We start from the raw sequence: 23,414 nt of genomic DNA on the forward strand, positions 1-23,414 counted from the left end.
ACCCGTGGGGTCACGCGCGGTTCGGGCGCTACGCCAGCGTCGGCGGAGCCGGTCAGGACGCTCCGGCGCCGGCCGCCATCTGGAGCTTCAGCCAGAGGCCCAGCCCGACGATGCAGGCGAGCCAGACGATCCCCACCAGAATGGTGTACCGGTCGAGGTTCTTCTCGGCGATCGACGAACCGGCCAGGCTGGAGCTGACGCCGCCGCCGAACATGCTCGACAGGCCACCGCCCTTGCCCCGGTGCAGCAGGATGAACATCGTCAGCAGCACACTGGTGATCAGCAACAGCACAACCATCGTGTACGCGAACCAGATCGGCATGGTTCCGCCTCAGTCCTCTCATTCCGATCCTCGCCCGGGCATCGACCACGTAGCGGCACCGACCAGCGGGCGGGCCCGTCAAGGATAGCGACCCTCAGCGGGCGATGTGCTCCGGGAACCGGCAGATGTTCACGAATTCCTCGGCGTCGATGCTCGCACCGCCCACCAAGCCCCCGTCCACGTCCGGCTGGGCCATGATCGCGGCCACATTGTTCGCCTTGACCGAGCCGCCGTACAGCACCCGTACCCGGTCCGCGGTGGCCTGGTCGAACAGCTCGGCGATCCGCGCGCGGACCGCCCCGCAGACCTCCTGCGCGTCCTCCGGCGTCGCGGTCTTGCCGGTGCCGATCGCCCACACCGGCTCGTAGGCCACGACCACCTGGGTCACCTGCTCGGCGGTGAGGCCGTTCAACGCCGCCTCGAGCTGGCCGCAGCAGTGCGGGATGTGCCGCAGCTCCTCGCGGATCTCCAGACCCTCCCCAACGCAGAGGATCGGGGTGAGGCCGTTCGCCAGTGCCGCCGCCACCTTGGCGTTGACCAGGGCGTCGTCCTCGTTGTGGTAGGTGCGTCGCTCCGAGTGCCCGACCACGACGTACGAGCAGCCCAGCTTGGCCAGCATCGCCCCCGAGATGTCCCCGGTGTACGCCCCGGACTGGTACGGCGAGAGATCCTGGCCGCCGTACCCGAGCTGGAGCTTGTCGCCCTCGATCGCCGTCTGCACGGTACGCAGATCGGTGAACGGGGGCAGGACCACCGTCTCGACGGCGGTGAGCTGCTGCTCGGTGAGGCTGGCCGCCAGCTTCTGCACCAGCAGGTTGGCCTCGAAATGGTTCAGGTTCATCTTCCAGTTTCCGGCCATCAACGGCCGGCGTGGCTCCGCCATCACTGCTCCAGGGCTTCGACGCCGGGGAGGGGCTTGCCCTCCAGGTACTCCAGCGAGGCGCCGCCACCGGTGGAGATGTGGTCGAACGCCGAATCGTCCAGGCCCAGCGCGCGCACGGCGGCCGCGGAGTCCCCGCCGCCGACCACGGTGAAGCCCTTGATCCCGGCGATGGCCTCGGCCACCCCGCGGGTCCCGGCCGCGAAGGCCGGCATCTCGAACACGCCCATCGGGCCGTTCCAGAACACCGTACGGGCCTGTTCGATCTCGGCCGCGAAGGCCGCCACGGTACGCGGGCCGACGTCCAGACCGACCCGGTCGTGCGGGATCGCCTCGGCCGACACGGTGTCATGCGTGGCGTCCGGCGCGAACGCGGCGGCAGCCACCACGTCCAGCGGCAGCAGGATCTTGCCCTGCGCCCGCTCCAGCAGCTCCCGACAGGTGTCCAGCATCTCCTCCTGGAGCAGCGAGGTACCCACCTGGTGGCCCTGGGCCTTCAGGAAGGTGAAGCACATCCCGCCGCCGATGAGCAGCCGGTCGACCTTCGGCAACAGCGCCTCGATCACCGCCAGCTTGTCGGACACCTTGGACCCGCCCAGCACCACCACGTACGGCCGTTCGGGGTCACCGGTGAGCCGGGACAGCACCTCCACCTCGCGCAGCACCAGCCGGCCGGCGAAGTGCGGCAGCCGGGCCGGTACGTCGTACACGCTGGCGTGCTTGCGGTGCACGGCGCCGAAGGCGTCGTCGACGTACGCCTCGCCGAACGCGGCGAGCTGGTCCGCGAAGGCACCCCGCTCGCCGGCGTCCTTGCTGGTCTCGCCCGGGTTGAACCGCAGGTTCTCCAGCAGCACCACCTCACCGCCGGCCACCGTGGACACGGCCGCCTGGGCGGACTCACCCACGGTGTCCTCGGCGAACGTCACCGGCGAGCCGAGCAGCTCACCGAGTCGCCGGGCCACCGGGGCGAGGCTGAACTGCGGGTCGGGCGAGCCCTTGGGCCGGCCCAGGTGTGAGCAGACCACGATGGCGGCACCGGCGTCCCGCAGCGCGGTCAGGGTGGGCAGCACCGCCCGGATCCGGCCGTCATCACTGATGGCGCCCGACTGCTTGTCGAGCGGGACGTTCAGGTCGGCGCGCACCAGCACACGCCGACCTGAGACCCCCTCGGCGAGCAGGTCGTCGAGGTTCTTGATCGTCACAGCGAGGAACCCACCAGCTTGACCAGGTCGACCAGACGGTTGGAGTAGCCCCACTCGTTGTCGTACCAGCCGACGACCTTGACCTGGTTGCCGATGACCTTGGTCAGCGGCGCGTCGTAGATGCAGGACGCCGGGTCGGTCACGATGTCGGACGAGACGATCGGCTCGTCCGAGTAGGTGAGGATGCCCTTCAGCGGGCCGTCCGCGGCGGCCCGGTAGGCCGCGTTGATCTCCTCGATCGAGGCGCTCCGGGCCAGGTCGACCGTCAGGTCGGTGGCCGAGCCGGTCGGCACCGGCACCCGCAGCGCGTAGCCGTCCAGCTTGCCCTTCAGCTCCGGCAGCACCAGGCCGATCGCCTTGGCCGCGCCGGTGGAGGTCGGCACGACGTTCAGCGCGGCGGCACGGGCCCGGCGGAGGTCCTTGTGCGGGCCGTCCTGGAGGTTCTGGTCCTGCGTGTAGGCGTGGATCGTGGTCATCAGACCACGCTCGATGCCGAACGTGTCGTGCAGCACCTTGGCCAGCGGAGCCAGGCAGTTGGTGGTGCAGGAGGCGTTCGAGATGATGGCGTGCTTGGCCGGGTCGTAGCTGTCCTGGTTAACACCCATCACCAGCGTGACGTCGTCGTTCTTCGCAGGCGCCGAGATGATGACCTTCTTGGCCCCGGCGTCCAGGTGCGCCTTGGCCTTCTCGCCGTCGGTGAAGAACCCGGTGGACTCGATCACGACGTCGGCGCCCAGGTCACCCCAGGGCAGCTTGCCCGGGTCGCGCTCCGAGAGCACCTTGACGTGCTGGCCGCCCACGGTGATCTCGTCGGCGGTCGCCTTGACCTCCTCGGAGAGGCGGCCGAGGATGCTGTCGTACTTGAGCAGGTGCGCCAGCGTTGCGTTGTCGGTCAGGTCGTTCGCGCCGACGATCTGAATGTCGGCGCCCGAGGCCAACGCGGCCCGGAAGAAGTTGCGGCCGATCCGGCCGAAGCCGTTGATGCCAACCCGGATGGTCACAGGTCCCATCTCCTCGCAATCTGGTCCGCCAGCGTCGACCCTCGCCGGTCGCGGCACACCGCCGCCCGGTGGGACCCGTCGCTGCTGGTCATCTCAGCCGCCTCGCCGCGGTCGGAGTGACCGGACCGCCCGAGGCGGTACGTATGGCGAGGAAGCCCACGTGTCGGCCTCGTCGCCGTACGCTGCGACCATATCGGAGCACAGGCCGACGCGTTGCGGTGGGGCACAATCCGTACCCGTCGGCGTTTTGTGGGACCGGGGCCCGTCGGGCTCAGACCACCAGCATGTCGGGGGTGACCGCCGCCTCGGTGTCCGGGATGCCGAGGTCCCGGGCCCGCTTGTCGGCCAGCGCCAGCAGCCGGCGGATCCGCCCGGCGATCGCGTCCTTGGTCAGCGGCGGGTCGGCGAGCGCACCCAACTCCTCCAGGGAGGCCTGCCGGTGCTCCAGCCGGAGCTGACCGGCCGAGGTGAGGTGGTTCGGCGCGTCGTCCGCCAGGATCTCCAGCGCCCGGGTCACCCGGGCCGCGGCGGCCACCGCGGCTCGGGCCGAGCGCCGCAGGTTCGCGTCGTCGAAGTTGGCCAGCCGGTTCGCGGTGGCCCGCACCTCCCGGCGTACCCGCCGCTCCTCCCAGGCCAGCACGCTGGCGTGCGCGCCGATCCGGGTGAGCAGCGCGGCGATCGCGTCACCGTCCTTGACCACCACCCGGTCCACCCCGCGCACCTCGCGGGCCTTGGCCGAGATGCCGATCCGCCGGGCGGCGCCGACCAGGGCCAGCGCCGACTCCGGCCCCGGACACGTGATCTCCAGTGCGCTGGACCGGCCCGGCTCGGTGAGCGAGCCGTGCGCCATGAACGCACCCCGCCAGGCCGCCACCGCGCAGCACACGCCGGCGGCCACCACGTGCGGGGGAAGGCCACGCACCGGCCGTCCCCGTACGTCGAGCAGGCCCGTCTGCCGGGCCAGCGCCTCGCCGTCCTTCACCACCCGGACGATGTAGTGGCTGCCCTTGCGCAGTCCGCCGGAGGCGAGCACATGGATCTCGCTGGAATAGCCGTACACCTCGGCGATCTCCCGACGCAGCCGTCGGGCCACCGCACCGGTGTCCAGTTCCGCCTCGACGACCACCCGACCGGAGACAATGTGCAGCCCGCCGGCGAACCGCAGCAGGGCCGCCATCTCTGCCCGTCGGCAGCAGGGCTTGGGCACGTCGACCCGGCTCAGCTCGTCCTTGACCGCCGCCGTCATCGCCATTCGTCACCTCGTGTACCGGTTCCGGCATCATGCCGGTGATTCGTACGTGCTTAACGATCGGCGCCCAGGAGAGGCACCAGCGCGGCTCCCAGCGCGGACGGATCATGTCGGGGGCTGCCGTCCGGGACGGCGACCGGCGCGAGCACGAGCCGGGCGCCCAGTGATTCTGCCGCACGATCGACCGGTTCGGGATCGCCGACCGCCTTGGCATCGGCGAGAACCAGGTCGACCCTCAGGGCCGGCAGGTACCACCGGAGCGCCGCGAGGTGATCGGCGAGCGACAATCCGAGGGTCTCCTTCTCCGCCGCCAGGTTGAGCGTCACCAGCCTTCTGGCCGGGCTGGCGACGATCGCTGCGGCCAACTCGGGCACCAACAGGTGCGGAATGACACTCGTGTACCAGCTGCCCGGTCCGAAGATCAACCAGTCAGCTCCGGTCACCGCCGCGAGGGCCTGCGGACAAGCCGGCGGGGCGACCGGTGAAAGGCTCAACGACTCGACTCGTCCTCGGGTTACGGCCACCGAATGCTGACCGTGGACCATGACGCGCCGTTCCGGAGCCGCCGGGTCGACGCCCCGCACCACGGCCTCGATCCCCAACGGCTCGCAGGACATCGGCAGCACCCGGCCGACGGCGCCGAGCATGGTCCCGGCGTGCTCCAGCGCCGCCACCGGGTCACCGAGCAGCTCCATCAGGCCACACAGCACCAGGTTGCCCACCGCGTGCCCGGCCAGCGGATCGGCGGCGGCGGTGGACCCGGCGGTGGACCCGGTCCGGGAGCGGCCAGTGCCGCCCCTGGCAGTGCCGGCCCCCGCGACGCCGGCCGCGAAGCGATGCTGGAACAGTTCCGCGCTGCGCCGGGTCACCGGCTCGTCGCCGGCCAACGCGGCAAGCGCCTGGCGCAGGTCGCCCGGGGGCAGCGCGCCACGCTCGGCCCGCAGCCGCCCACTGGACCCGCCGTCGTCGGCCACCGTCACCACCGCGGTGATGTCCAGGTCCAGCTCCGGAATGCCACGCCGGAGCGCCCGCAACGAGGCGGCCAGTCCGTGCCCGCCGCCGAACGCCACGACCCGCAGCGGCCGGCCACCGGCGCCCGGCTCCCCGGCCACCCGGCCGGGTACGGGGGCCGCCCCGGACCACCCGGTCGCGTCCGCCGCCGTTCCCGGCGTCGGGTCCCGGGGCGCCGTCACTCGCGCCCCAGGTCGCGGTGGTGGGCGTGGGCGGCCAGCCGTGTCCCGCGCAACTGGCCGGCCAGCTCCTCCGCGATGGCGACGCTACGGTGCTTGCCACCGGTGCAACCGACCGCCACCGTGAGGTAACGCTTGCCCTCCCGCTCGAAGCCGGCGGCGGTGGCGACGATCAACTGGGCGTAGGTCTCCACGAAGCTGGCCGCACCGGGCTGGTCCAGCACGTAACGGCTGACGTCCTCGTCCCGCCCGGTGTGCTCGCGCAACTCGGCCACCCAGTACGGATTGGGCAGGAAACGGGCATCCATCACGAAGTCGGCGTCCGGCGGCAGGCCGTACTTGAAGCCGAAGGACAGCACCGTCACCCGCAACCGCCGGGCGTCCTCCCCGCCGAACAACTCCTCCACCCGGCGACGCAACTGGTTGACGTTCAGGTGACTGGTGTCGATGATCACGTCGGCCTGCTCGCGCGCCTCCCGGATCAGGCCACGCTCCACGGCGATGCCGTCGGCCAACCGGCCGTCACCCTGCAACGGATGCGAACGCCGGACGCTCTCGAAGCGCCGGATCAACACCTCGTCGTCGGCGTCCACGAACACCACCCGGGGTTGGAAGCCGCGCTCCTTGAGCGCCCGGATCGCCTCGGCCAGGTCCGTCGAGAAGGCCCGACTGCGCACGTCGAGGACCATGGCCGTACGCCGGGCCGCGCCACCGGCCGCGAAGGCCAACTCGGCCATGTCCAGCATGAGCGCCTGCGGCAGGTTGTCCACAACGTAGAAACCGACGTTCTCCAGGGCCCGAGCGACGGTGCTGCGACCACCGCCCGAGACGCCCGTGACCACCACCAGGGTGGTGTCGGACCGTTCCGGCTCCGCGAGTGTGCTCTCCCCATGCGGCCCATGTGCCGTACGCGCCTCGTTCACTGCCCCGCCCCCCAGCCGGCCCCGCCCCCGATCGCGGTCAACCCCCGATCGCGGTCAAGCTGCGACTGTATCGCGCCGACGCCGTACCTCCGAGGTGTGGGCCGGTCGCTCCTGGCCCCCTCCCGGTCGAACCGGGGTCAGGACGGCGTGGCGTCCTGACCGAGCGCGGCCAGGATCGCCTCGGCGGTCTGCCGACCGATCCCGGGCACCTCGGTGATCTCGGTGACGCTGGCCTCCGCCAGCCGCCTCACCGACCCGAAGTGCCGCAGCAGCGCCTTGCGGCGCACCTCACCGAGCCCGGGAATCTCGTCGAGGCCGGACTTCATCATCCGCTTCGACCGCCGCTGCCGGTGGTACGTGATGGCGAACCGGTGCGCCTCGTCCCGGACCCGCTGCATCAGATAGAGCGCCTCGGAGCCGCGCGGCAGGATCACCGGGAAGTCGTCGCCGGGCAGCCACACCTCCTCCATCCGCTTGGCCAGGCCGCACAGCGCGATGTCGTCGATGCCGAGGTCGGCCAGCACCGCCGACGCCGCCGCCACCTGCGGCTGGCCGCCGTCCACCACCACCAGCTGCGGGGGGTACGCGAACCTGCGCGGCCGACCGGTGGTCGGATCGATGCCCGGCCGGTCCGGGTCGGTCGTGGTCTCGTCACCGATCTCGCCGGTCTCGGCGCGGCTGTCCAGGTACCGGGCGAACCGCCGGCGCAGCACCTCGGACAGCGCCGAGAGGTCGTCGGTGGCGCCCCGGACGGCGAACCGGCGGTACTCACCCTTGCGGGCCAGCCCGTCCTCGAAGACCACCATGCTGGCCACCACGTCGGTGCCCTGGATCTGCGAGACGTCGTAACACTCGATGCGCAGTGGCGAGGTCCGCATCCCCAACGCCTCGGCCAGCTCGTCGAGGGCCTGGCTGCGGGTGGTCAGGTCGCCGGAGCGGCGCAGCTTGTGCCGGGTCAGCGCCTCACCCGCGTTGCGCCCGACGGTCTCCAGCAGGGTGCGCTTGTCGCCCCGCTGCGGCACCCGCAGGGTCACCCGGCTGCCCCGCTTGTCCGACAGCCAGTCGGCCAGCGCGTCGGCGTCGGCCGGCAACGCCGGCACCAGCAGCTCCCGCGGCACGTCCGCCTCGCCGTGCTCGGCACCGTAGACCTGGGTGCAGAAGTGGTGGACCAGATCGCCGGTGGACAGGTCCTCGACCTTCTCCACCACCCAGCCGCGCTGGCCGCGTACCCGCCCGTCCCGGACGTGGAAGACCTGCACGGCCGCCTCCAGCGGATCCTCGGCGAAGGCCACCACGTCGGCGTCGGTGCCGTCGCCGAGCACCACCGCCTGCTTCTCGGTGGCCCGGCGCAGCGCCGCCAGGTCGTCGCGCAGCCGCGCGGCCAGCTCGAACTCCAGCGCCTCGCTGGCCTCGGTCATCTGCCGTTCCAGCTTGCGGGCCATCGTGTCGGTGCGCCCGGCCATGAAGTCGCAGAAGTTGTCCACGATCTGCCGGTGCTCGGTCGCCGACACCCGGTCCACGCACGGCGCCGAGCACTTGCCGATGTCGCCGAGCAGGCACGGCCGGCCGACCTGGCCGGCCCGCTTGAACACCCCGGCCGAGCAGGTCCGCGCCGGGAAGACCCGCAGCAGCAGGTCCAGCGTCTCGCGGATCGCCCAGGCGTGGGAGTACGGCCCGAAGTACCGCACCCCCTTACGTTTGGCCCCCCGCATCACCTGCAGGCGTGGGTACTCCTCGTCGAGGGTGACCGCCAGGTAGGGATAGGACTTGTCATCCCGGTAGCGGACATTGAACCGGGGATCGTACTGCTTGATCCAGGTGAACTCCTGCTGCAGCGCCTCGACCTCGGTGCCCACCGTGATCCAGTCCACCGAGGTCGCGGTGGTGACCATCTGGCGGGTGCGCTGGTGCAGACTCCACGGGTCGGCGAAGTAGGAGTTGAGCCGGCTGCGCAGGTTCTTGGCCTTGCCGACGTAGATCACCCGGCCGGTGGCGTCCCGGAAGCGGTAGACGCCCGGTGACTCCGGAATGGTGCCGGGGGCGGGGCGGTACGTCGACGGATCTGCCACCCCACCAGGGTAGTCCGACCCCCTGTCACAATTTCCGACCCCGCGTCCGCCTCGTCCGCGGGCGGGCGAGGGCCACGTTGTCACATGAGGGTCATCCGGATGGGGTCATCCGGATGGGCGCCTCCGGCACCACGGTCGCCTCAGGCGAGGGTCACGTTGTCGCCCTGCACGGTGACCTCGCGGGGCTCCAGCGGCCGGGACGCCGGGCCGCCCTGCACCGACCCGTCGGCGGCGGAGAACCGGCTGTTGTGACAGGTGCAGATGATCGTGCCGCCCTCCACCCTGGACACCGGGCAGCCCTGATGGGTGCAGATGGCGCTGAACGCCTTGAACTGCCCGGCCGTCGGCTGGGCCACCACCACACCCTCGGCGGTGAAGATCCTGGCGCTGCCGACCGGGATCTCCGAGGTCTTGGCCAGGGTCGTACCGCTGGTGGCACTGGCGGAGCCACCACTCGGCGACGGCCCCCCGGCGTCCTTGTCGGCGCCACCATCGTCGTCCGAGCCGCACCCGGCCAGCAGGACGGCCGCACCGGCCGCACCGGCGCCGGCCAGCAGAGCCCGGCGGGTACGCGGGTCCGGTCCGATCATCGCCTGGTCGTCGTTCATGCTCGGCCCTTCTCTCGAAGTCCGGCGCGGCGGACAGTGGCCGCGCCTGGTACTAGACACGGCTTATCACGCGGACGGGTTCAGCCACGTCTCGGTTCCCGATCGGGCCGTTGACGTGGCGGTGGTGGTAGCCCTCCGGACCGCCGTTCCGCGGCCTGGGGCGTCGGTGGGACCCGGGTCCGTACCCGGGCCGTCGGCTCAGACCGTCGAGGTGGTCCGCCGCGGGCGGGCGGTCCGGGCCCGGCCGGCGGCGGCCTTGGTCGCCGTGCCCCCGTTGGCCTTGGCCGCCCGGCTGGTGGCGGCCGGCGCGCCGGTCGCCGTGCCGGTCAGACCCAGCACGTGCCGCAGGTATTGCCCGGTGTGGCTGTCCGCGACCTCGGCCAGTTCCTCCGGCGTGCCGGTCGCGATCACGGTGCCGCCCCGGTGACCGCCCTCGGGACCCATGTCGATCAACCAGTCCGCCGTCTTGATCACGTCGAGATTGTGCTCGATCGTGATCACGGTGTTGCCCTTGTCCACCAGCCCCTGCAACACCGTGAGCAGCTTGCGGATGTCCTCGAAGTGCAGACCCGTGGTGGGCTCGTCCAGCACGTACACCGTCCGGCCGGTGGACCGCTTCTGCAACTCGGAGGCCAGCTTGACCCGCTGCGCCTCGCCGCCGGACAGGGTCGGCGCCGGCTGGCCCAGCCGGACGTACCCCAGGCCGACGTCGACAAGCGTCCTGAGGTGCCGGTGGATCGCCGGGATGGCCTCGAAGAACCCGGCGGCCTCCTCGATCGGCATCTCCAGTACGTCCGAGACGGTCTTGCCCTTGTAGTGCACCTCCAGGGTCTCCCGGTTGTACCGGGCGCCCTTGCACACCTCGCACGGGACGTACACGTCGGGCAGGAAGTTCATCTCGATCTTGATCGTGCCGTCGCCGCTGCACGCCTCGCACCGGCCGCCCTTGACGTTGAACGAGAACCGGCCCGGACCGTACCCCCGGACCTTGGCCTCGGTGGTCTCGGCGAACAGCTTCCGGACGTGGTCCCACACCCCGGTGTAGGTGGCCGGGTTGGACCGCGGGGTACGGCCGATGGGTGACTGGTCGACGCCGACCACCTTGTCCACCAGATCGAGCCCGCTGACCCGGGTGTGCCGGCCCGGCACCAGCCGGGCGCCGTTGATCTGGTTGGCCAGCACGGCGTGCAGGATGTCGTTCACCAGGGTCGACTTGCCCGAGCCGCTGACCCCGGTCACCGCGATCAACTGGCCCAGCGGGAAGCTCACGGTGATGTTCCGCAGGTTGTGCTCCCGCGCGCCGTGCACCACGATCTCCCGCTCCGGCGTCTGTGGCCGGCGCTGCTTGGGCGTCGGGATGGACCGCCGACCGGCCAGGTACGCGCCGGTCAACGACTCGTCGTTGGCCAGCAGGTCCGACACCGAGCCGCTGTGGACGATCTTGCCGCCGTGCTCACCGGCACCCGGCCCGATGTCGACGACCCAGTCGGCGGTGCGGATCGTGTCCTCGTCGTGCTCCACCACGATCAGCGTGTTGCCCAGCCCCCTGAGCCGGACCAGCGTCTCGATCAACCGGTGGTTGTCCCGCTGGTGCAGGCCGATGGAGGGCTCGTCCAGCACGTACAGCACGCCGACCAGCCCCGAGCCGATCTGGGTGGCCAGCCGGATCCGCTGCGCCTCGCCCCCCGACAGCGTGCCGGCCGGCCGATCCAGCGACAGGTAGTCCAGGCCGACGTCCACCAGGAACCGCAGCCGGGCGTTGATCTCCTTGAGCACCCGCTCGGCGATCAGCTTCTGCCGGTCGGTCAGCGTCATCGCGGCCAGCAACTCGGCGCACTCGCCGACCGACAGCGCACACACCTCGGCGATGCTGCGACCGGACAGCGTCACCGCCAGCACCTCGGGCTTGAGCCGGGCGCCGCCGCAGGACGCGCACGGCACGTCCCGCATGTATCCCTCGTACTTGTCCCGGGACCAGTCCGACTCGGTGTCGGAGTGCCGCCGCTCGATCCACTGCACCACACCCTCGAAGCCGGTGTAGTAGGACCGCTCGCGACCGTACTTGTTGCGGTAACGCACGTGTACCTGGTCACCGGAGCCGTGCAGGATCGTCTTCTGCGCCCGGGACGGCAGCTTGCGCCAGGGCGTGTCGAGGTTGAAGTGCTCGGCCTCACCCAGCGCCTCCAGCAGGCGCAGGAAGTACTCCAGAGTGTGGCCGCCGGACCACGGCTGGACCGCGCCCTCCCGGAGGGTGCGCTCCGGGTCCGGCACCACCAGCTCGGGGTCGACCTCCTTCTTCGTGCCCAGACCGGTGCACTCCGGGCAGGCGCCGTACGGCGCGTTGAACGAGAAGACCCGGGGCTCCAGGTCCTCGATCGCCAACGGATGGTCGTTCGGGCAGGCCAGGTGCTCGGAGTAGCGCCGCTCCCGGTTGGGGTCGTCCTCGGCCAGGTCGACGAAGTCGAGCAGCACCAGGCCACCGGAGAGCGCCAGCGCGGACTCCACCGAGTCGGTGAGCCGCTGCTTCGCGCTGGCCTTGACCGTGAGCCGGTCCACCACCACCTCGATGGTGTGCTTCTCCTGCTTCTTCAGCTTGGTGGGCTGCTCCCCGATGAACTCGGTCAGCGGATGGACCACCCCGTCCACCCGGGCCCGCGCGTACCCCTTGGCCTGCAACTCGCCGAAGAGGTCGACGTACTCACCCTTGCGACCCCGGACCACCGGCGCCAGCACCATGAACTTGGTGCCCTCAGGCATCGCGAGCACCCGGTCGACGATCTGCTGCGGGCTCTGCTTGGAGATCCGCTCACCGCAGACCGGGCAGTGCGGCTCACCGACCCGGGCGAACAGCAGCCGGAGATAGTCGTAGACCTCGGTGATCGTGCCGACCGTCGAGCGCGGGTTGCGCGAGGTCGACTTCTGGTCGATCGAAACGGCGGGGCTGAGGCCCTCGATGAAGTCGACGTCCGGCTTGTCCATCTGGCCGAGGAACTGCCGCGCGTACGACGACAGCGACTCGACGTACCGCCGCTGGCCCTCGGCGAAGATCGTGTCGAAGGCCAGGCTCGACTTGCCGGACCCGGACAGCCCGGTGAACACGATCAGTGCGTCCCGGGGCAGGTCGAGGCTCACGTCGCGAAGGTTGTGCTCGCGCGCGCCACGGATGATCAGTCGGTCGACCACGGTCAGGCTGCTCCCGGGAGAAGAAAGTGTGGGTCTGTCCGGTATTGCCAGCGCCGCAAAGACGCCTCGGCAACTCTAGCCCTGGGGTATGACACTTTCCCCGACCCACACATTCCCCCACCCCACCTCCCCCCGCCTCCCCCCTCCTCCCCTCCCGCCCCGTCCCCGCCGCCCCCTCCCGTCCCCGTCCCCGTTGATCATGAAGTTAGCGGTGCGACACGCCGAGCGACGGCACCGCTAACTTCATGATCAACCCGGCGGGGGGGCGAGGGCGGGCGGGGCGAGGGGGGAGGGGGAGGGGGAGGGGTGGGTCAGGGGCGGGCGGGGCGGCGGGTGCGGTGTTGGCGGCGCCAGGCGTTGCGTTGGGTGGCCAGCCGGGCGTCCCGGCGGTCCGTTTCCACCGTCACCTCGCGCTGCAACCGCTGCCAGCTCTCCCACCGGCGCGGCGGCAGGTCACCGGCGTCCAACGCGGCCCGTACCGCGCACCCGGGCTCCGCGGCGTGCCGGCAGTCGCCGAACCGGCACGCCGCGACCAGCTCGGCGATCTCGGCGAAGGTCCGGTCCAGTCCGTCGGCCGCGGCCTGGAGGCCGACGGCCCGGATGCCGGGGGTGTCCAGGATCGCGCCACCGCCGGGGACCGGGATCAACGCCCGGTACGTGGTGGTGTGCCGGCCCTTCCCGTCGACCCGACGGATCGCCTGGGTGGCCATCGCCGTGCTGCCGACCAGCCCGTTGACCACGGAGGACTTACCGGCGCCGGACGGACCGAGCAGGCCGAGCGTGCGGCCGGGCCGCACGTACGGGCGCAGCGCGTCCAGCCCACCGGGCCGGTGTGCGCTGACCGGCAGCACGGGCAGCTTCGGCGCGACCTCGGCGACCTGCTCCGCCACCAGATCCGGGTCGGCCGCCAGGTCGCACTTGGTGAGCACCACCAGCGGTTGCGCACCGGACTCCCAGGCCAGCGCCAGCAGCCGCTCGATCCGGCCGATGTCCGGCTCCGGATGCACCGGCTCCACCACGGCCACGGTGTCGAGGTTGGCCGCCAGCACCTGACCGGTGGAGTCCTTACCGGCGGTCCGGCGGATCACCACCGTGCGGCGGGGGAGCACCTTCTCCGCGGTGATCCGGTCGTCGGGCCAGGTGCGGACCAGCACCCAGTCACCGGCGCAGGGCAGTTCGGCGGGATCGTGCGCGGCGGCGGTGAGCACCGCGCCGGCCAGGCTGGCCCGGACGGGCCCGTCGGCGCACAGCACCGTGACCACGCCACGGTCGGCCCGGACGACCCGGCCCGGGCGCAGGGCCGGACCGTACCGGGCGGCTTGTTCGGCGAGCGCCGGGCTCCAGCCCAGCGCGGACAGGTCGAGGTTCATGTCAGTCCTCAGCGATCGGGAAACGGGGTCCTCAGCGCGTACGACGACCGGCACATCCCCACCTCCCTCCGCGACCCGGGTGACGCGTCGGCACCGACGGTAGGCCCGAGCCAGGATTGCCGAAAGGGAATTCCGGTGCGGCCGGGTGGACCGGACCGGCTAGGGTCTCCAGGCGTGACCGTTGATCCGCTGGTTCTCCTCCCCGCGGTGGAGCAGGCCACCGAACGCCTGCTCCGGACCGCCGACAGCCTGGACCTGGCCGCGGTACGCGGTCCCTCGCTGCTGCCCGGTTGGTCTCGGGGGCACGTGCTGACCCACCTGGCCCGCAGCGCCGACGCGCACGTCAACATGCTGACCTCCGCCCGTACCGGTGAACATGTGCCGGCGTACCGCGATGACGAGGCCCGGGCGGCGGACATCGACGCCGGCGCGGACCGCTCCCCCGCGGACCTGGCGGCCGACCTGCGGGCCACGGCGGCCCGGTTCGCCGAGGCGTGCGAGGCGATGCCGCCGCAGGCCTGGTCCGCCGAGGTCGCCGGGCGGCGCGGTCCGCAACCGGCCGCGTCGCTGGCCTGGAGCCGACTGCGCGAGATCGAGGTCCACCACGTGGATCTCGACGCCGGGTACGTACCGGCCGACTGGTCCCCGGCGTTCGCGCACCGGCTGCTGCACGAGGTGCTCAGCGGACTGCACCACCGGCCGGGCGGACCGGCGCTGGTGTTGCGGCCCATCTCCGGGGCGCAGCCGGGTTCCGGTACCGACGAGCACCGGTCCGACCCGTCCGGCGACGGACCCGAGCTCACGGTGGGCGAGCCGGAGGGGGCGCCGGTGATCTCCGGACCGTTGTCCGGGATCGCCGCGTGGCTGATCGGGCGGAGCGACGGGACGGGGCTTACGGTGACTCCCGACGGAGCACTACCGACCCCACCCGAATGGATCTAGAGATACCGATGACCTACACCGGAGACGTCAGCACCGGCGGCCCGGCCGACGTCCGTGACCTGGCGGAACTCACCATCACCAAGGTGTCGGTGGGACCCATGGACAACAATGCCTACCTGCTGCGCTGCCGGTCCACCGGCGAGCAGCTGCTGATCGACGCGGCCAACGAGGCGCCCCGGCTGCTCGAACTGGCCGGCGAGGCCGGGCTGGCCACCGTGGTCACCACGCACCGGCACATGGACCACTGGGTGGCGTTGGAGGAGGTCGTGGCCGCGACCGGCGCGCGCGCCGTGGTCCACCTGGACGACGCCGAGGGCCTGCCCATCCCGGTCGAGACGGTGAGCGACGGCGAGACGGTACGGGTCGGTGACCAGTCCCTGGAGGTGATCCACCTCGTCGGGCACACCCCGGGTTCGGTCGCGCTGCTGTACCGCGACCCTAACGGGCACCCGCACCTGTTCACCGGCGACTCGTTGTTTCCCGGCGGTGTCGGGAACACCCGGCAGGACGCGGCGGCGTTCGCCAGTCTGATCGACGACGTGGAGCACAAGCTGTTCGATCGGCTGCCCGACGAGACCTGGGTCTACCCGGGCCACGGCCGGGACACCACGCTGGGCGCCGAGCGGCCCGAACTGCCCGCCTGGCGGGCTCGCGGCTGGTAGCCGCGCATCGACCGGAGAGGTTCAGGCCGGAGAGGGTCAGGCCGGGGGTTCAGCCGGGCGCGTCCGCCCCGCTCCCCGGTCCGGGCCGGCCTGGGTACGGGACTCGCAGATCCGTTTGAGCGAGGCGCCCTCGGTCTCGACGTACCGCTGGAAGAGGCGGCCGTAGATCAACCGGGTCAGCGGTTCGAGCGGCCCGGTCAGTTCGGCGACCAGTTCCACCCGGGTGCCGTCCGGCCCCGGGAGCACCACGTGGTCGCCGAGGGCCCGCAGGCCGGGGCTCTTCGTGGTCCACCCGAACGATCGTCCGGGCTGGTAATCGGACACCGTCCAGATCGCCGGGCGTAGCCGGGGCTGCTCGACCCGGGCCCGGCTGCCGACCCCCAGCGGCCCGTCGCCGAGCAGTTCCACCCGGCGCATCGTGGGAGTCCAGTCCGGCCACCGCCGCACGTCGGCCAGTACCCGCCAGACCTCCTCGGCGGGTGCGTCGATGGTCACCTCGGCCAGGTATCGCATGGAATCCCTCGCTGTCCTCGGGCGGACCGCGTCGTTGGCGGACCGGCGTCGTTGGCGACCGCGCCGTCGGGCGGACCGCGCCGTCGATGGCCTCGCGTCGAATGAACCAGGTGGTACATGTACCGTACGGTACATGGATGAGACCGGGCAACCGGCGTCCGGCAGCGCCCGCCAGCGGTTGCTGGACGCCGCCATCGCCCACCTGGCCGAGCAGGGCATCAGCGACCTGAGCCTGCGTCAGCTCGCGACGGCGCTGGGCACCAGCCACCGGATGCTGATCTATCACTTCGGCTCCAAGGAGGGACTGCTGGTCGCGGTCGTACGGGCCGTCGAGGAACAGCAGCGGGCCGCCCTGCTGGCCCTGGAATCCGACCCGGCCAGTACCCCGGTGGAGGTGGCCCGACAGCTGTGGCTGCGGTTGCGCGATCCCGCGCTCTGGCCGCACGTCCGGCTGTTCTTCGAGGTGTACGGGCAGGCGTTGCAGGGTCGTCCCTACGCCGCTCCGCTGCTCGACGGCATCGTCGAGGACTGGCTGCGCCCGGCCGTGGAGCGGCTACGCGGTCTCGGCGTACCCGAGCGGCAGGCCCGGGCCCAGGCCCGGTTCGGCCTCGCGGTGGCCCGGGGGCTGCTGCTGGATCTGGTGACCACCGGCGACCAGGCCGGTCTGGACGACGCCGTCGAGCTGTATCTGCGGATCATGCCGTACGGCCCGCAGGTCACCGGGAACACCACCGGCGCCCACGGTGACTCGATCCGGGGCGAGCCGACGACCTGACCCCGGAGGGGCGTTTCTCCTGGTCAGCGCCGGTACGACTACCCTGCACCGGATGAACTGGCTGGACTTGATCGGTTGGACCGGCTCCGCGCTGCTGGTCTGGTCGCTGCTACAGACCCGGATCCTGCGGCTGCGGGCGCTCAACCTGATCGGCTGCCTGGTGCTCATCTGCTTCAACGCGGCGCTGGCCGTGTGGCCGATGGTCGGACTGAACGTCGTCCTCGCCGTGATCAACGTCTGGTACCTGGTCCGGATGCTCACCACCCGGCACGACGAGCGCAGCTACCAGGTCGTCGAGGTGGGTACCGACGACGGGTTCCTGGCACACACCCTCCGGGTGCACGCCGCCGACATCCGCCGGTTCAACCCCGACTTCGCCTGGTCAACCGGCGACGGTGACCGATCCGCCTTCGTGGTGCTGCGCGCCGACGAGACGGTCGGGGTCGTGCTGGTCCGCGCGGTCGGGGACGCGGTGGCGCAGGTGGAACTGGACTACGTGACGCCCCGGTTCCGGGACTTCACCCCCGGCGAGTTCGTCTACCGACGCAGCCGGCTGTTCACCGACCGGGGTTTCCGCCGCGTGCTGACCCCGCCCGGCATGGTCGCCCCGTACTACGACCGGCTGGGCTTCCGCCGGTCGGGCCGGTCGTACGCGCTGGACCTGCCGCCCGCGACGGTCGCCGGCTCCGACTGAGCGCCGCCGCGTCGCGCGGCACCCAGCGCGGAGGTGTTCGAGGCGTCCGGCGGGATCGATCCGTGGTTCGTCGACGGCCCCGGCCGGGGAACTCTCGCCCGCCACCCGGGTCCAGGAATCCTGGCCCGGCGGCCCCGGTCCGGGACCTGTGCCGGCGACCTGCCACAGGCCCCGCCGGCCGGGACCCGTGGTCCCGACCGGCGCTCGTGGTGGCCGGGTCGGCCAGGTCGTGGGGGACTTTTACCGGGTGTGGTGACGCCGCGCGGGCGTGTCCCGGCAGCCCGCCAGCTCGTCATCCGGCTGGGGGGTGTGCCGGGCCAACCAACCGGCGACGAACGTGCAGGCGCCGCTGACGACCAGCCCGATCACGCCGATGACCTCCAGCGGGACCTGTTCGCCGCGGAAGAACAGGCGGCCCACCAGCCAGATGGTGAACGGGGTGAGCACGCCGGCGGAGCCGGCGCCGGCCGCGGTGGCGGCCTTGACCTTGCGCTCGACGGGACGCATCCGGTCATCTCCCGGCCGGGCTCGGACCGGTGCCGCCCGCTGCGCTCAGCCGGGCGGCCAGTTCGTCCACCACCTGGCGGGCGAGGGTCGCCGGGATGGCGGCGGCTATCGCCTCGGGGGACAGCCCGGCGAGTACCCCGGCCACGATGGCCGGTTCGTCGGTGGTGTCATGCCCGGCCAGCTCGGTGATCTTGGCTGCCAGCGCCGGAGCGGCCTGGGCCATGGCCAGCAGGAGTTGGGCGGGCGAGCCGGGCGCGGGCGGTCCGACCACACCCGTACCACCCACGGGGGTCCAGAACCAGTTGCGCAGGTTCTCCAGATCCGCGAAGACGTTCCCGACCGTGCGACTGCTCGAACCGGTGTCGTAGAGGAGTTTGTCGGACTGTTGCATCTCGGCCTCCGGAGGCGTCGGCGGGGTGATCAGACCGATGTCAGTCAGGTAGCGCACGAACAGGGGGCGCAGATCCCGGTTCGCCTTTGTGGCGTCCCGGAAGTAGCTGATGTGGGTGTGGGACAGGTGCGACGCGTCGCCGGTGGTACGGCGACCCAACCGGTCCCACCGCTTGACCACCCGCCCGTCCGGGGAATAGATGATCTCCCTGATGTCCGCGGTGTCGGGGGTGTTGGCCTGGCACTGGGTGACACACCAGGTGGAGAGGCTGCGCAGGTCGTTCCGGCCACTGGCGGTGTCGACGGTGAACATCCCGATGTCCAGGGCCGAGGCGTAAAGCGTGAGCCCGGCGAGGTCGCGCGGCGACTCCACCACGGAATAATCCTGCGGAACAATCCGGTCGGAGCCGCAGTGGTAGCCCCCGCGGTGTGCGGGGTCTCCGACGATCCCCACCTCGGCCGGGTCCAGGTCCGAACCCACCGTCGAACTGCCCGGATGCAGGTCGAGGTGTTTCAGTAATAGATTACGTACAGTAAGCAGATTGGGTGGTGCGCTGGTCATGGCGCCTCCCGTAGCAGGACACATCCCTCGCGACACGAAGGTTGTTTTCCCTGTTCAAGACGCTACTCCCGGTCCACCGGGTAACACCCTCGGCCGCAGCACCGGATCCAAACACGACGCTCAGCATCAACGCACAGTTAATCTCCGCCCAGCGTGGAGCGTCCCGGATCGGTGACCGGTTCAGGGTGATTAATCGCTATTTCAGATGGCGCCAGTCGAACATGGACACCTGTCACCCGGTCACCCGTGGCCGGTACCGCCCTGCCGGCCCGGTACCGGTCACCGGGTCGGCGCCCCACCGGGCAGCAGATCGGCACGGTGCGTACGCATAGCCCCGCACATCGCCGCCAGGAACCGGCGGACGGTCTCCAGCTCGACATCGGAGAACGCGGCCAGCACCGCGTCGGTCCGCCGGCCCAACGGCCCGACGTACTCCACGGCCAACCGGGCGCCGGGCTCGGCGTACCGCAGCACGACCTTGCGGCGGTCGGCGGGATCCCGGTCCCGGCGCAGGTGCCCGGCCCGCTCCAGCCGGTCCACCAGCGCGGTCACCGAGCCCGACGAGAGGTTGAGCACGGCACCCAGCCGACCCGGGGTCAACGGGTCGTCCCGGCACTCCGCCTCGAAGACGGCGACCAGGCCCTGCAGGTCGGTGGCGCCCAGGCCGTGCAGGTGGGCGAAGTCGTGCCCGACATGCTGGGCGTCGATCGCGTAACCACGCAAGGCGACGGCGATCTCCGCGGCGAGCACATCTCGTCGGGGCGCGCCCCGGTACATACCGCCCATCGTGCGCGTCGCCCTCCTCGCCCGGCACCGAACCGCCGCGCGACGGGGGCCGACCGGCGACAATACCCGGCGGCCCGGCGGAGGACTGCGGCCGTTCACCGAAGGTTCAGTTGTCGGTCATGGACGCCCGGTCCCGGCTGGTCCAGGCGGCGATGAGAAAGACCGTCCACATCGCTCCGAGCAGCACCGCAGTGACCGTCTCACTGGCGGTGTCGAACCCCAGATAGAGCCGGGCCAGGGCGACGGTCGCGGCGCCCACGGCGGCGCAGGTCCAACCGGCCACCGCGACCGGCCAGGGCGTCCCCCGGGCCAGCAACCAGGCCATCGTGCAGAGGCTGCCGGTGGCCACCGCGTTCTGGCTGGCGAACAGCGCACCGGGGCCAGCCCCCGGTACCGAGCCCCGACCCGGTCGGGTCAGCTCGGCCACCACGGCCAGCAGCAGCAGCGGCAGGAACGGGCCGGCGGTGCCGAGCAGCCCGACCGGGTCCGGCCGGCGCGCCGGCGTCGGACCCGGACCCGTCCCGGTGGGTCTCCGGAGCGCACCGAGGCCGAAGGTTGGCAGCCCGGCCCGGCGGCCGAGCAGCAGGGTGAGCAACGCCACAGCCAGGATCAGCACCGGGCCACGGAGCAGGTCGAGCACCGTTACCGCCACCTGGACCGCGCCGGGCGTACGCCGGGCCGCGAACCAATCCGAGATGGTGTCGTCGACCACAGCGAGGCCGCTGTGCCGCACCACCGCGCCGAGCAACCAGCCGAGGGCCAGACCCAGGCCGAACAGCAGACCCAGGCCGACCAGCAGGTTGACCGCCAGGGCCCAGCCCGTACCGACCCGTCGGGACAGCCGGCGCACCAGGTCGCCGTACCGCCGGCCCAGCCAGCGCACCGGCGGCAACGCGCCGGCCCGGATCGCCAGCGCCCGCACCGGGTCGGGGTTACGGCCCAGCCACCGACCCACCAGGACCAACCCGAGTACGCAGGCCAGCAGCGCCAGCACCGCGCCGGTGGCGTTGCCGAGCAGCCGGGACACCCGGTGGAACGACTCACCGGCCAGGTACCCGACGAGCACCGTGGTGCCGACCCAGCTCAGCACGCCGGCCAGGTTCCACGCCGCGAACCTCCGGTACGGCATACCGGCCGCCCCGGCCAGCCGGGGCACCACCGTCCGGACGAAGGCCAGCCAGCGGGCCGCCAGCACGCCCCGCCCACCCAACCGGTTGACCAGCCGCTCGGCCCGGGCCCACCGTCGCTCCCCCACCCGGGCGCCCAGCGCCCCGGTACGGAGCACGGGTCCGTACCGCCGCCCGCTGCGGAAGCCGAGTGTGTCCCCCACCACTGCGGCGGCCATCATCGTGATCATGGCGGGGACGAGCCGCACGGTGCCGGCGTATGCTAGGAAGCCGACGAGCAGCAGGGTGGCCTCGGCGGGCACCAACAGCCCGACGATCACCGCGGTCTCGCCGGCCACCAGCGCCGCGGCGACGACGTGGACGAGCCAGGGCGGCAACTGCTGCAGCAGCGTCGACAGGTCGCGCACCGTCGTCCCCTCGGGGCATGTCGGCCAGCAGGCCAACCCGAAACCATCATGATCCAGGAAAGCTCGTGGGTACGGACGCCCCGAGCGCACCCCGACCGGCCGAGCCCACGAGAATGGACCCCATGCAGACCCGCTCCGATCTTCGTAACGTGGCCATCATCGCGCACGTGGACCACGGCAAGACCACCCTGGTGGACGCCATGCTGCGACAGGGCGCACAGGCCCACGCCCGCGGCGAGATGGCGGACCGGGTGATGGACTCGATGGACCTGGAGCGGGAAAAGGGCATCACCATCCTGGCCAAGAACACCGCGATCAGCTACCGGCCGGACGGCGGCGAGTCCGTCACCATCAACATCATCGACACCCCGGGGCACGCCGACTTCGGCGGCGAGGTCGAGCGCGGCCTCACCATGGTCGACGGCGTGGTGCTGCTGGTCGACGCCAGCGAGGGACCGCTCCCGCAGACCCGGTTCGTGCTGCGCAAGGCGCTGCGGGCACGGCTGCCGATCATCCTGGTGATCAACAAGGTGGACCGGCCGGACGCCCGGATCAAGGAAGTGGTCGACGACACGTACGAACTCTTCCTCGACCTGGACGCCGACGACTCCCAGATCGACTTCCCGATCGTCTACGCCTGCGCCCGCGACGGCATCGCCTCGCTGGAGCAGCCGGCCGACGGCGTCGTACCGACCGACAGCACCTCGCTGGAACCGCTGTTCCGCACCCTGCTGGAGACGATCCCCGCGCCCGCGTACGAGGAGGGCGCGGCGTTGCAGGCGCACGTCACCAACCTCGACGCCTCGCCGTTCCTCGGCCGCCTGGCGCTGTGCCGGGTCCGGCAGGGCACCATCCGCAAGGGCGAGACCGTCGCCTGGTGCCGCATCGACGGCACCACCGAAAAGGTCCGCATCTCCGAACTGCTGATGACCGAGGGCCTGGAGCGCAAGCCGGCCGAGCAGGCCGGACCGGGTGACATCATCGCGGTCGCCGGCATCCCCGAAATCATGATCGGCGAGACGCTGGCCGACGTGAACGACCCCCAGCAGTTGCCCCTGATCACCGTCGACGAGCCGGCCATCTCGATGACCATCGGCACCAACACCTCGCCGCTGGTCGGCCGGGTCAAGGGCGCCAAGGTCACCGCGCGGATGGTCAAGGACCGCCTCGACAAGGAACTGGTCGGCAACGTGTCGCTGCGGGTGCTGCCCACCGAGCGGCCGGACGCCTGGGAGGTGCAGGGCCGGGGCGAGCTGGCCCTGGCCATCCTGGTCGAGCAGATGCGTCGCGAGTCGTACGAGCTGACCGTCGGCAAGCCGCAGGTGGTCACCCGGGAGATCGACGGCAAGGTCTGCGAGCCGGTCGAGCGGCTGACCATCGACGCCCCCGAGGAGTACCTCGGCGCCATCACCCAGCTGCTGGCCACCCGCAAGGGCCGGATGGAGCAGTTGGTCAACCACGGCACCGGTTGGATCCGGATGGAGTGGCTGGTGCCGGCGCGCGGCCTGATCGGCTTCCGCACCGAGTTCCTCACCGACACCCGGGGCACCGGCATCCTGCACCACGTCTTCGAGTCGTACGAGCCGTGGTTCGGCGAGCTGCGTACCCGCAACAACGGGTCGCTGGTGGCCGACCGGGCCGGCGTGGTCACCCCGTTCGCGATGCTCAACCTCCAGGAACGGGGCACGCTGTTCGTCGAGCCCACCACCGAGGTGTACGAGGGCATGATCGTCGGCGAGAACTCCCGCTCCGACGACATGGACGTCAACATCACCAAGGAGAAGAAGCTCACCAACATGCGCTCCTCGACCGCTGACGAGACGGAGAAGGTGATCCCGCCCCGCAAGCTGTCCCTGGAGCAGGCCCTGGAGTTCTGCCGCGAGGACGAGTGCGTCGAGGTGACCCCGGTCGCGGTCCGGATCCGCAAGGTGGTGCTCGACCAGACCGCCCGGGCCCGGGCCACCGCCCGGCGCAAGCACGCCGGCTGACCGGTCGTCCCGTGGTCGGTCAGCGGTTCGCTGACCGACCACCGGTGCCAGTCGGCCCGCGCGG

General features: G+C 71.5%; 21 protein-coding genes. 5 read left to right on the forward strand and 16 right to left on the reverse strand.

The genetic code is table 11. The features are described 5' to 3' along the window. Positions 1 to 52: 52 nt before the first annotated feature. The 11 genes from secG to rsgA all read right to left on the reverse strand — a co-directional run bounded on the left by secG (position 53) and on the right by rsgA (position 13,997). Positions 53 to 322: a preprotein translocase subunit SecG gene (secG, locus tag ACXN5W_RS15375; RefSeq protein ID WP_473158960.1), complete on the reverse strand. Its 270-nt coding sequence runs from the start codon at positions 320 to 322 to the stop codon at positions 53 to 55. A 94-nt stretch (positions 323 to 416) separates the two neighbouring features. After that, positions 417 to 1,205 carry a triose-phosphate isomerase gene (gene tpiA, locus ACXN5W_RS15380; protein WP_473158961.1) on the reverse strand — a complete coding sequence of 263 codons (789 nt, stop codon included), beginning with the start codon at positions 1,203 to 1,205 and terminating at the stop codon, positions 417 to 419. Further along, entirely contained in the window at positions 1,205 to 2,404 is a 1,200-nt protein-coding gene (locus tag ACXN5W_RS15385) for a phosphoglycerate kinase (RefSeq protein ID WP_473158962.1), read from the reverse strand. The genes tpiA and ACXN5W_RS15385 overlap by 1 nt, the downstream gene beginning before the upstream one ends. Then, positions 2,401 to 3,405 carry a type I glyceraldehyde-3-phosphate dehydrogenase gene (gene gap / locus ACXN5W_RS15390; RefSeq protein WP_473158963.1) on the reverse strand — a complete coding sequence of 335 codons (1,005 nt, stop codon included), beginning with the start codon at positions 3,403 to 3,405 and terminating at the stop codon, positions 2,401 to 2,403. Before gap ends, ACXN5W_RS15385 begins: the two co-directional genes overlap by 4 nt. 271 nt (positions 3,406 to 3,676) lie before the next feature. Continuing rightward, positions 3,677 to 4,657, reverse strand: a complete 981-nt coding sequence (gene whiA / locus ACXN5W_RS15395; protein ID WP_473158964.1) for a DNA-binding protein WhiA — start codon at positions 4,655 to 4,657, stop codon at positions 3,677 to 3,679. Positions 4,658 to 4,707: 50 nt separating this feature from the next. After that, entirely contained in the window at positions 4,708 to 5,733 is a 1,026-nt protein-coding gene (locus ACXN5W_RS15400; RefSeq protein WP_473158993.1) for a gluconeogenesis factor YvcK family protein, read from the reverse strand. Between the two features lie 110 nt (positions 5,734 to 5,843). Beyond that, complete coding sequence (gene rapZ, locus ACXN5W_RS15405) at positions 5,844 to 6,767, reverse strand: RNase adapter RapZ (RefSeq protein ID WP_473158965.1); 924 nt, start codon at positions 6,765 to 6,767, stop codon at positions 5,844 to 5,846. Between the two features lie 137 nt (positions 6,768 to 6,904). Beyond that, a complete protein-coding gene (uvrC, locus tag ACXN5W_RS15410; RefSeq protein WP_473158966.1) occupies positions 6,905 to 8,836 on the reverse strand; it encodes an excinuclease ABC subunit UvrC in 1,932 nt (643 codons plus the stop codon). 140 nt (positions 8,837 to 8,976) lie between these two features. Further along, a complete protein-coding gene (locus tag ACXN5W_RS15415) occupies positions 8,977 to 9,444 on the reverse strand; it encodes a Rieske (2Fe-2S) protein (protein ID WP_473158967.1) in 468 nt (155 codons plus the stop codon). 198 nt (positions 9,445 to 9,642) lie between these two features. Next, positions 9,643 to 12,627: an excinuclease ABC subunit UvrA gene (uvrA, locus tag ACXN5W_RS15420; RefSeq protein ID WP_473158968.1), complete on the reverse strand. Its 2,985-nt coding sequence runs from the start codon at positions 12,625 to 12,627 to the stop codon at positions 9,643 to 9,645. Positions 12,628 to 12,938: 311 nt separating this feature from the next. Then, positions 12,939 to 13,997 (reverse strand): ribosome small subunit-dependent GTPase A, encoded by a 1,059-nt coding sequence (gene rsgA, locus ACXN5W_RS15425; RefSeq protein WP_473158969.1) that lies wholly within the window; start codon positions 13,995 to 13,997, stop codon positions 12,939 to 12,941. Positions 13,998 to 14,171: 174 nt separating this feature from the next. Here rsgA and ACXN5W_RS15430 point away from each other — a divergent pair, with 174 nt between their 5' ends. Together ACXN5W_RS15430 and ACXN5W_RS15435 are read left to right on the forward strand one after the other, a co-directional pair. After that, a complete protein-coding gene (locus ACXN5W_RS15430; protein WP_473158970.1) occupies positions 14,172 to 14,939 on the forward strand; it encodes a maleylpyruvate isomerase family mycothiol-dependent enzyme in 768 nt (255 codons plus the stop codon). Positions 14,940 to 14,947: 8 nt separating this feature from the next. Next, entirely contained in the window at positions 14,948 to 15,601 is a 654-nt protein-coding gene (locus ACXN5W_RS15435) for an MBL fold metallo-hydrolase (protein WP_473158971.1), read from the forward strand. 36 nt (positions 15,602 to 15,637) lie between these two features. Here the strand turns inward: ACXN5W_RS15435 and ACXN5W_RS15440 are convergent, their stop codons facing one another. Next, positions 15,638 to 16,114: an SRPBCC family protein gene (locus ACXN5W_RS15440; protein WP_473158972.1), complete on the reverse strand. Its 477-nt coding sequence runs from the start codon at positions 16,112 to 16,114 to the stop codon at positions 15,638 to 15,640. A 133-nt stretch (positions 16,115 to 16,247) separates the two neighbouring features. On the opposite strand from ACXN5W_RS15440, the gene ACXN5W_RS15445 reads away from it, so the two are divergent. Beyond that, a complete protein-coding gene (locus ACXN5W_RS15445) occupies positions 16,248 to 16,889 on the forward strand; it encodes a TetR/AcrR family transcriptional regulator (RefSeq protein WP_473158973.1) in 642 nt (213 codons plus the stop codon). Positions 16,890 to 16,941: 52 nt separating this feature from the next. Beyond that, positions 16,942 to 17,583: a hypothetical protein gene (locus ACXN5W_RS15450; RefSeq protein WP_473158974.1), complete on the forward strand. Its 642-nt coding sequence runs from the start codon at positions 16,942 to 16,944 to the stop codon at positions 17,581 to 17,583. Between the two features lie 240 nt (positions 17,584 to 17,823). On the opposite strand, the gene ACXN5W_RS15455 is transcribed toward ACXN5W_RS15450, so the two are convergent. From ACXN5W_RS15455 to ACXN5W_RS15470, 4 genes are all read right to left on the reverse strand, one after another. Beyond that, a complete protein-coding gene (locus ACXN5W_RS15455; RefSeq protein WP_473158975.1) occupies positions 17,824 to 18,090 on the reverse strand; it encodes a hypothetical protein in 267 nt (88 codons plus the stop codon). A 4-nt stretch (positions 18,091 to 18,094) separates the two neighbouring features. Further along, positions 18,095 to 19,042, reverse strand: a complete 948-nt coding sequence (locus ACXN5W_RS15460) for a hypothetical protein (protein WP_473158976.1) — start codon at positions 19,040 to 19,042, stop codon at positions 18,095 to 18,097. Positions 19,043 to 19,321: 279 nt separating this feature from the next. Then, on the reverse strand, positions 19,322 to 19,819 hold the full coding sequence (locus ACXN5W_RS15465) for a MarR family winged helix-turn-helix transcriptional regulator (RefSeq protein WP_473158977.1): 498 nt from the start codon (positions 19,817 to 19,819) through the stop codon (positions 19,322 to 19,324). Positions 19,820 to 19,934: 115 nt separating this feature from the next. Further along, positions 19,935 to 21,362, reverse strand: a complete 1,428-nt coding sequence (locus ACXN5W_RS15470; RefSeq protein ID WP_473158978.1) for a DedA family protein — start codon at positions 21,360 to 21,362, stop codon at positions 19,935 to 19,937. 122 nt (positions 21,363 to 21,484) lie between these two features. Between ACXN5W_RS15470 and typA the strand changes: the two genes are divergently transcribed. Next, a complete protein-coding gene (gene typA, locus ACXN5W_RS15475; RefSeq protein ID WP_473158979.1) occupies positions 21,485 to 23,350 on the forward strand; it encodes a translational GTPase TypA in 1,866 nt (621 codons plus the stop codon). Positions 23,351 to 23,414: the final 64 nt, after the last annotated feature.

Source organism: Plantactinospora sp. A48 (assembly GCF_055793945.1).

Bases quoted from the DNA above. Each gene is read 5' to 3' on its own strand.
- ACXN5W_RS15435 (WP_473158971.1), top strand. From the start codon at position 14,948: ATGACCTACACCGGAGACGTCAGCACCGGCGGCCCGGCCGACGTCCGT.
- rsgA (WP_473158969.1), bottom strand. From the start codon at position 13,997: ATGAACCTCGACCTGTCCGCGCTGGGCTGGAGCCCGGCGCTCGCCGAA.
- tpiA (WP_473158961.1), bottom strand. From the start codon at position 1,205: ATGGCGGAGCCACGCCGGCCGTTGATGGCCGGAAACTGGAAGATGAAC.
- whiA (WP_473158964.1), bottom strand. From the start codon at position 4,657: ATGGCGATGACGGCGGCGGTCAAGGACGAGCTGAGCCGGGTCGACGTG.
- secG (WP_473158960.1), bottom strand. From the start codon at position 322: ATGCCGATCTGGTTCGCGTACACGATGGTTGTGCTGTTGCTGATCACC.
- ACXN5W_RS15445 (WP_473158973.1), top strand. From the start codon at position 16,248: ATGGATGAGACCGGGCAACCGGCGTCCGGCAGCGCCCGCCAGCGGTTG.
- ACXN5W_RS15455 (WP_473158975.1), bottom strand. From the start codon at position 18,090: ATGCGTCCCGTCGAGCGCAAGGTCAAGGCCGCCACCGCGGCCGGCGCC.
- typA (WP_473158979.1), top strand. From the start codon at position 21,485: ATGCAGACCCGCTCCGATCTTCGTAACGTGGCCATCATCGCGCACGTG.
- ACXN5W_RS15440 (WP_473158972.1), bottom strand. From the start codon at position 16,114: ATGCGATACCTGGCCGAGGTGACCATCGACGCACCCGCCGAGGAGGTC.
- ACXN5W_RS15460 (WP_473158976.1), bottom strand. From the start codon at position 19,042: ATGACCAGCGCACCACCCAATCTGCTTACTGTACGTAATCTATTACTG.
- ACXN5W_RS15450 (WP_473158974.1), top strand. From the start codon at position 16,942: ATGAACTGGCTGGACTTGATCGGTTGGACCGGCTCCGCGCTGCTGGTC.
- ACXN5W_RS15465 (WP_473158977.1), bottom strand. From the start codon at position 19,819: ATGTACCGGGGCGCGCCCCGACGAGATGTGCTCGCCGCGGAGATCGCC.
- ACXN5W_RS15415 (WP_473158967.1), bottom strand. From the start codon at position 9,444: ATGAACGACGACCAGGCGATGATCGGACCGGACCCGCGTACCCGCCGG.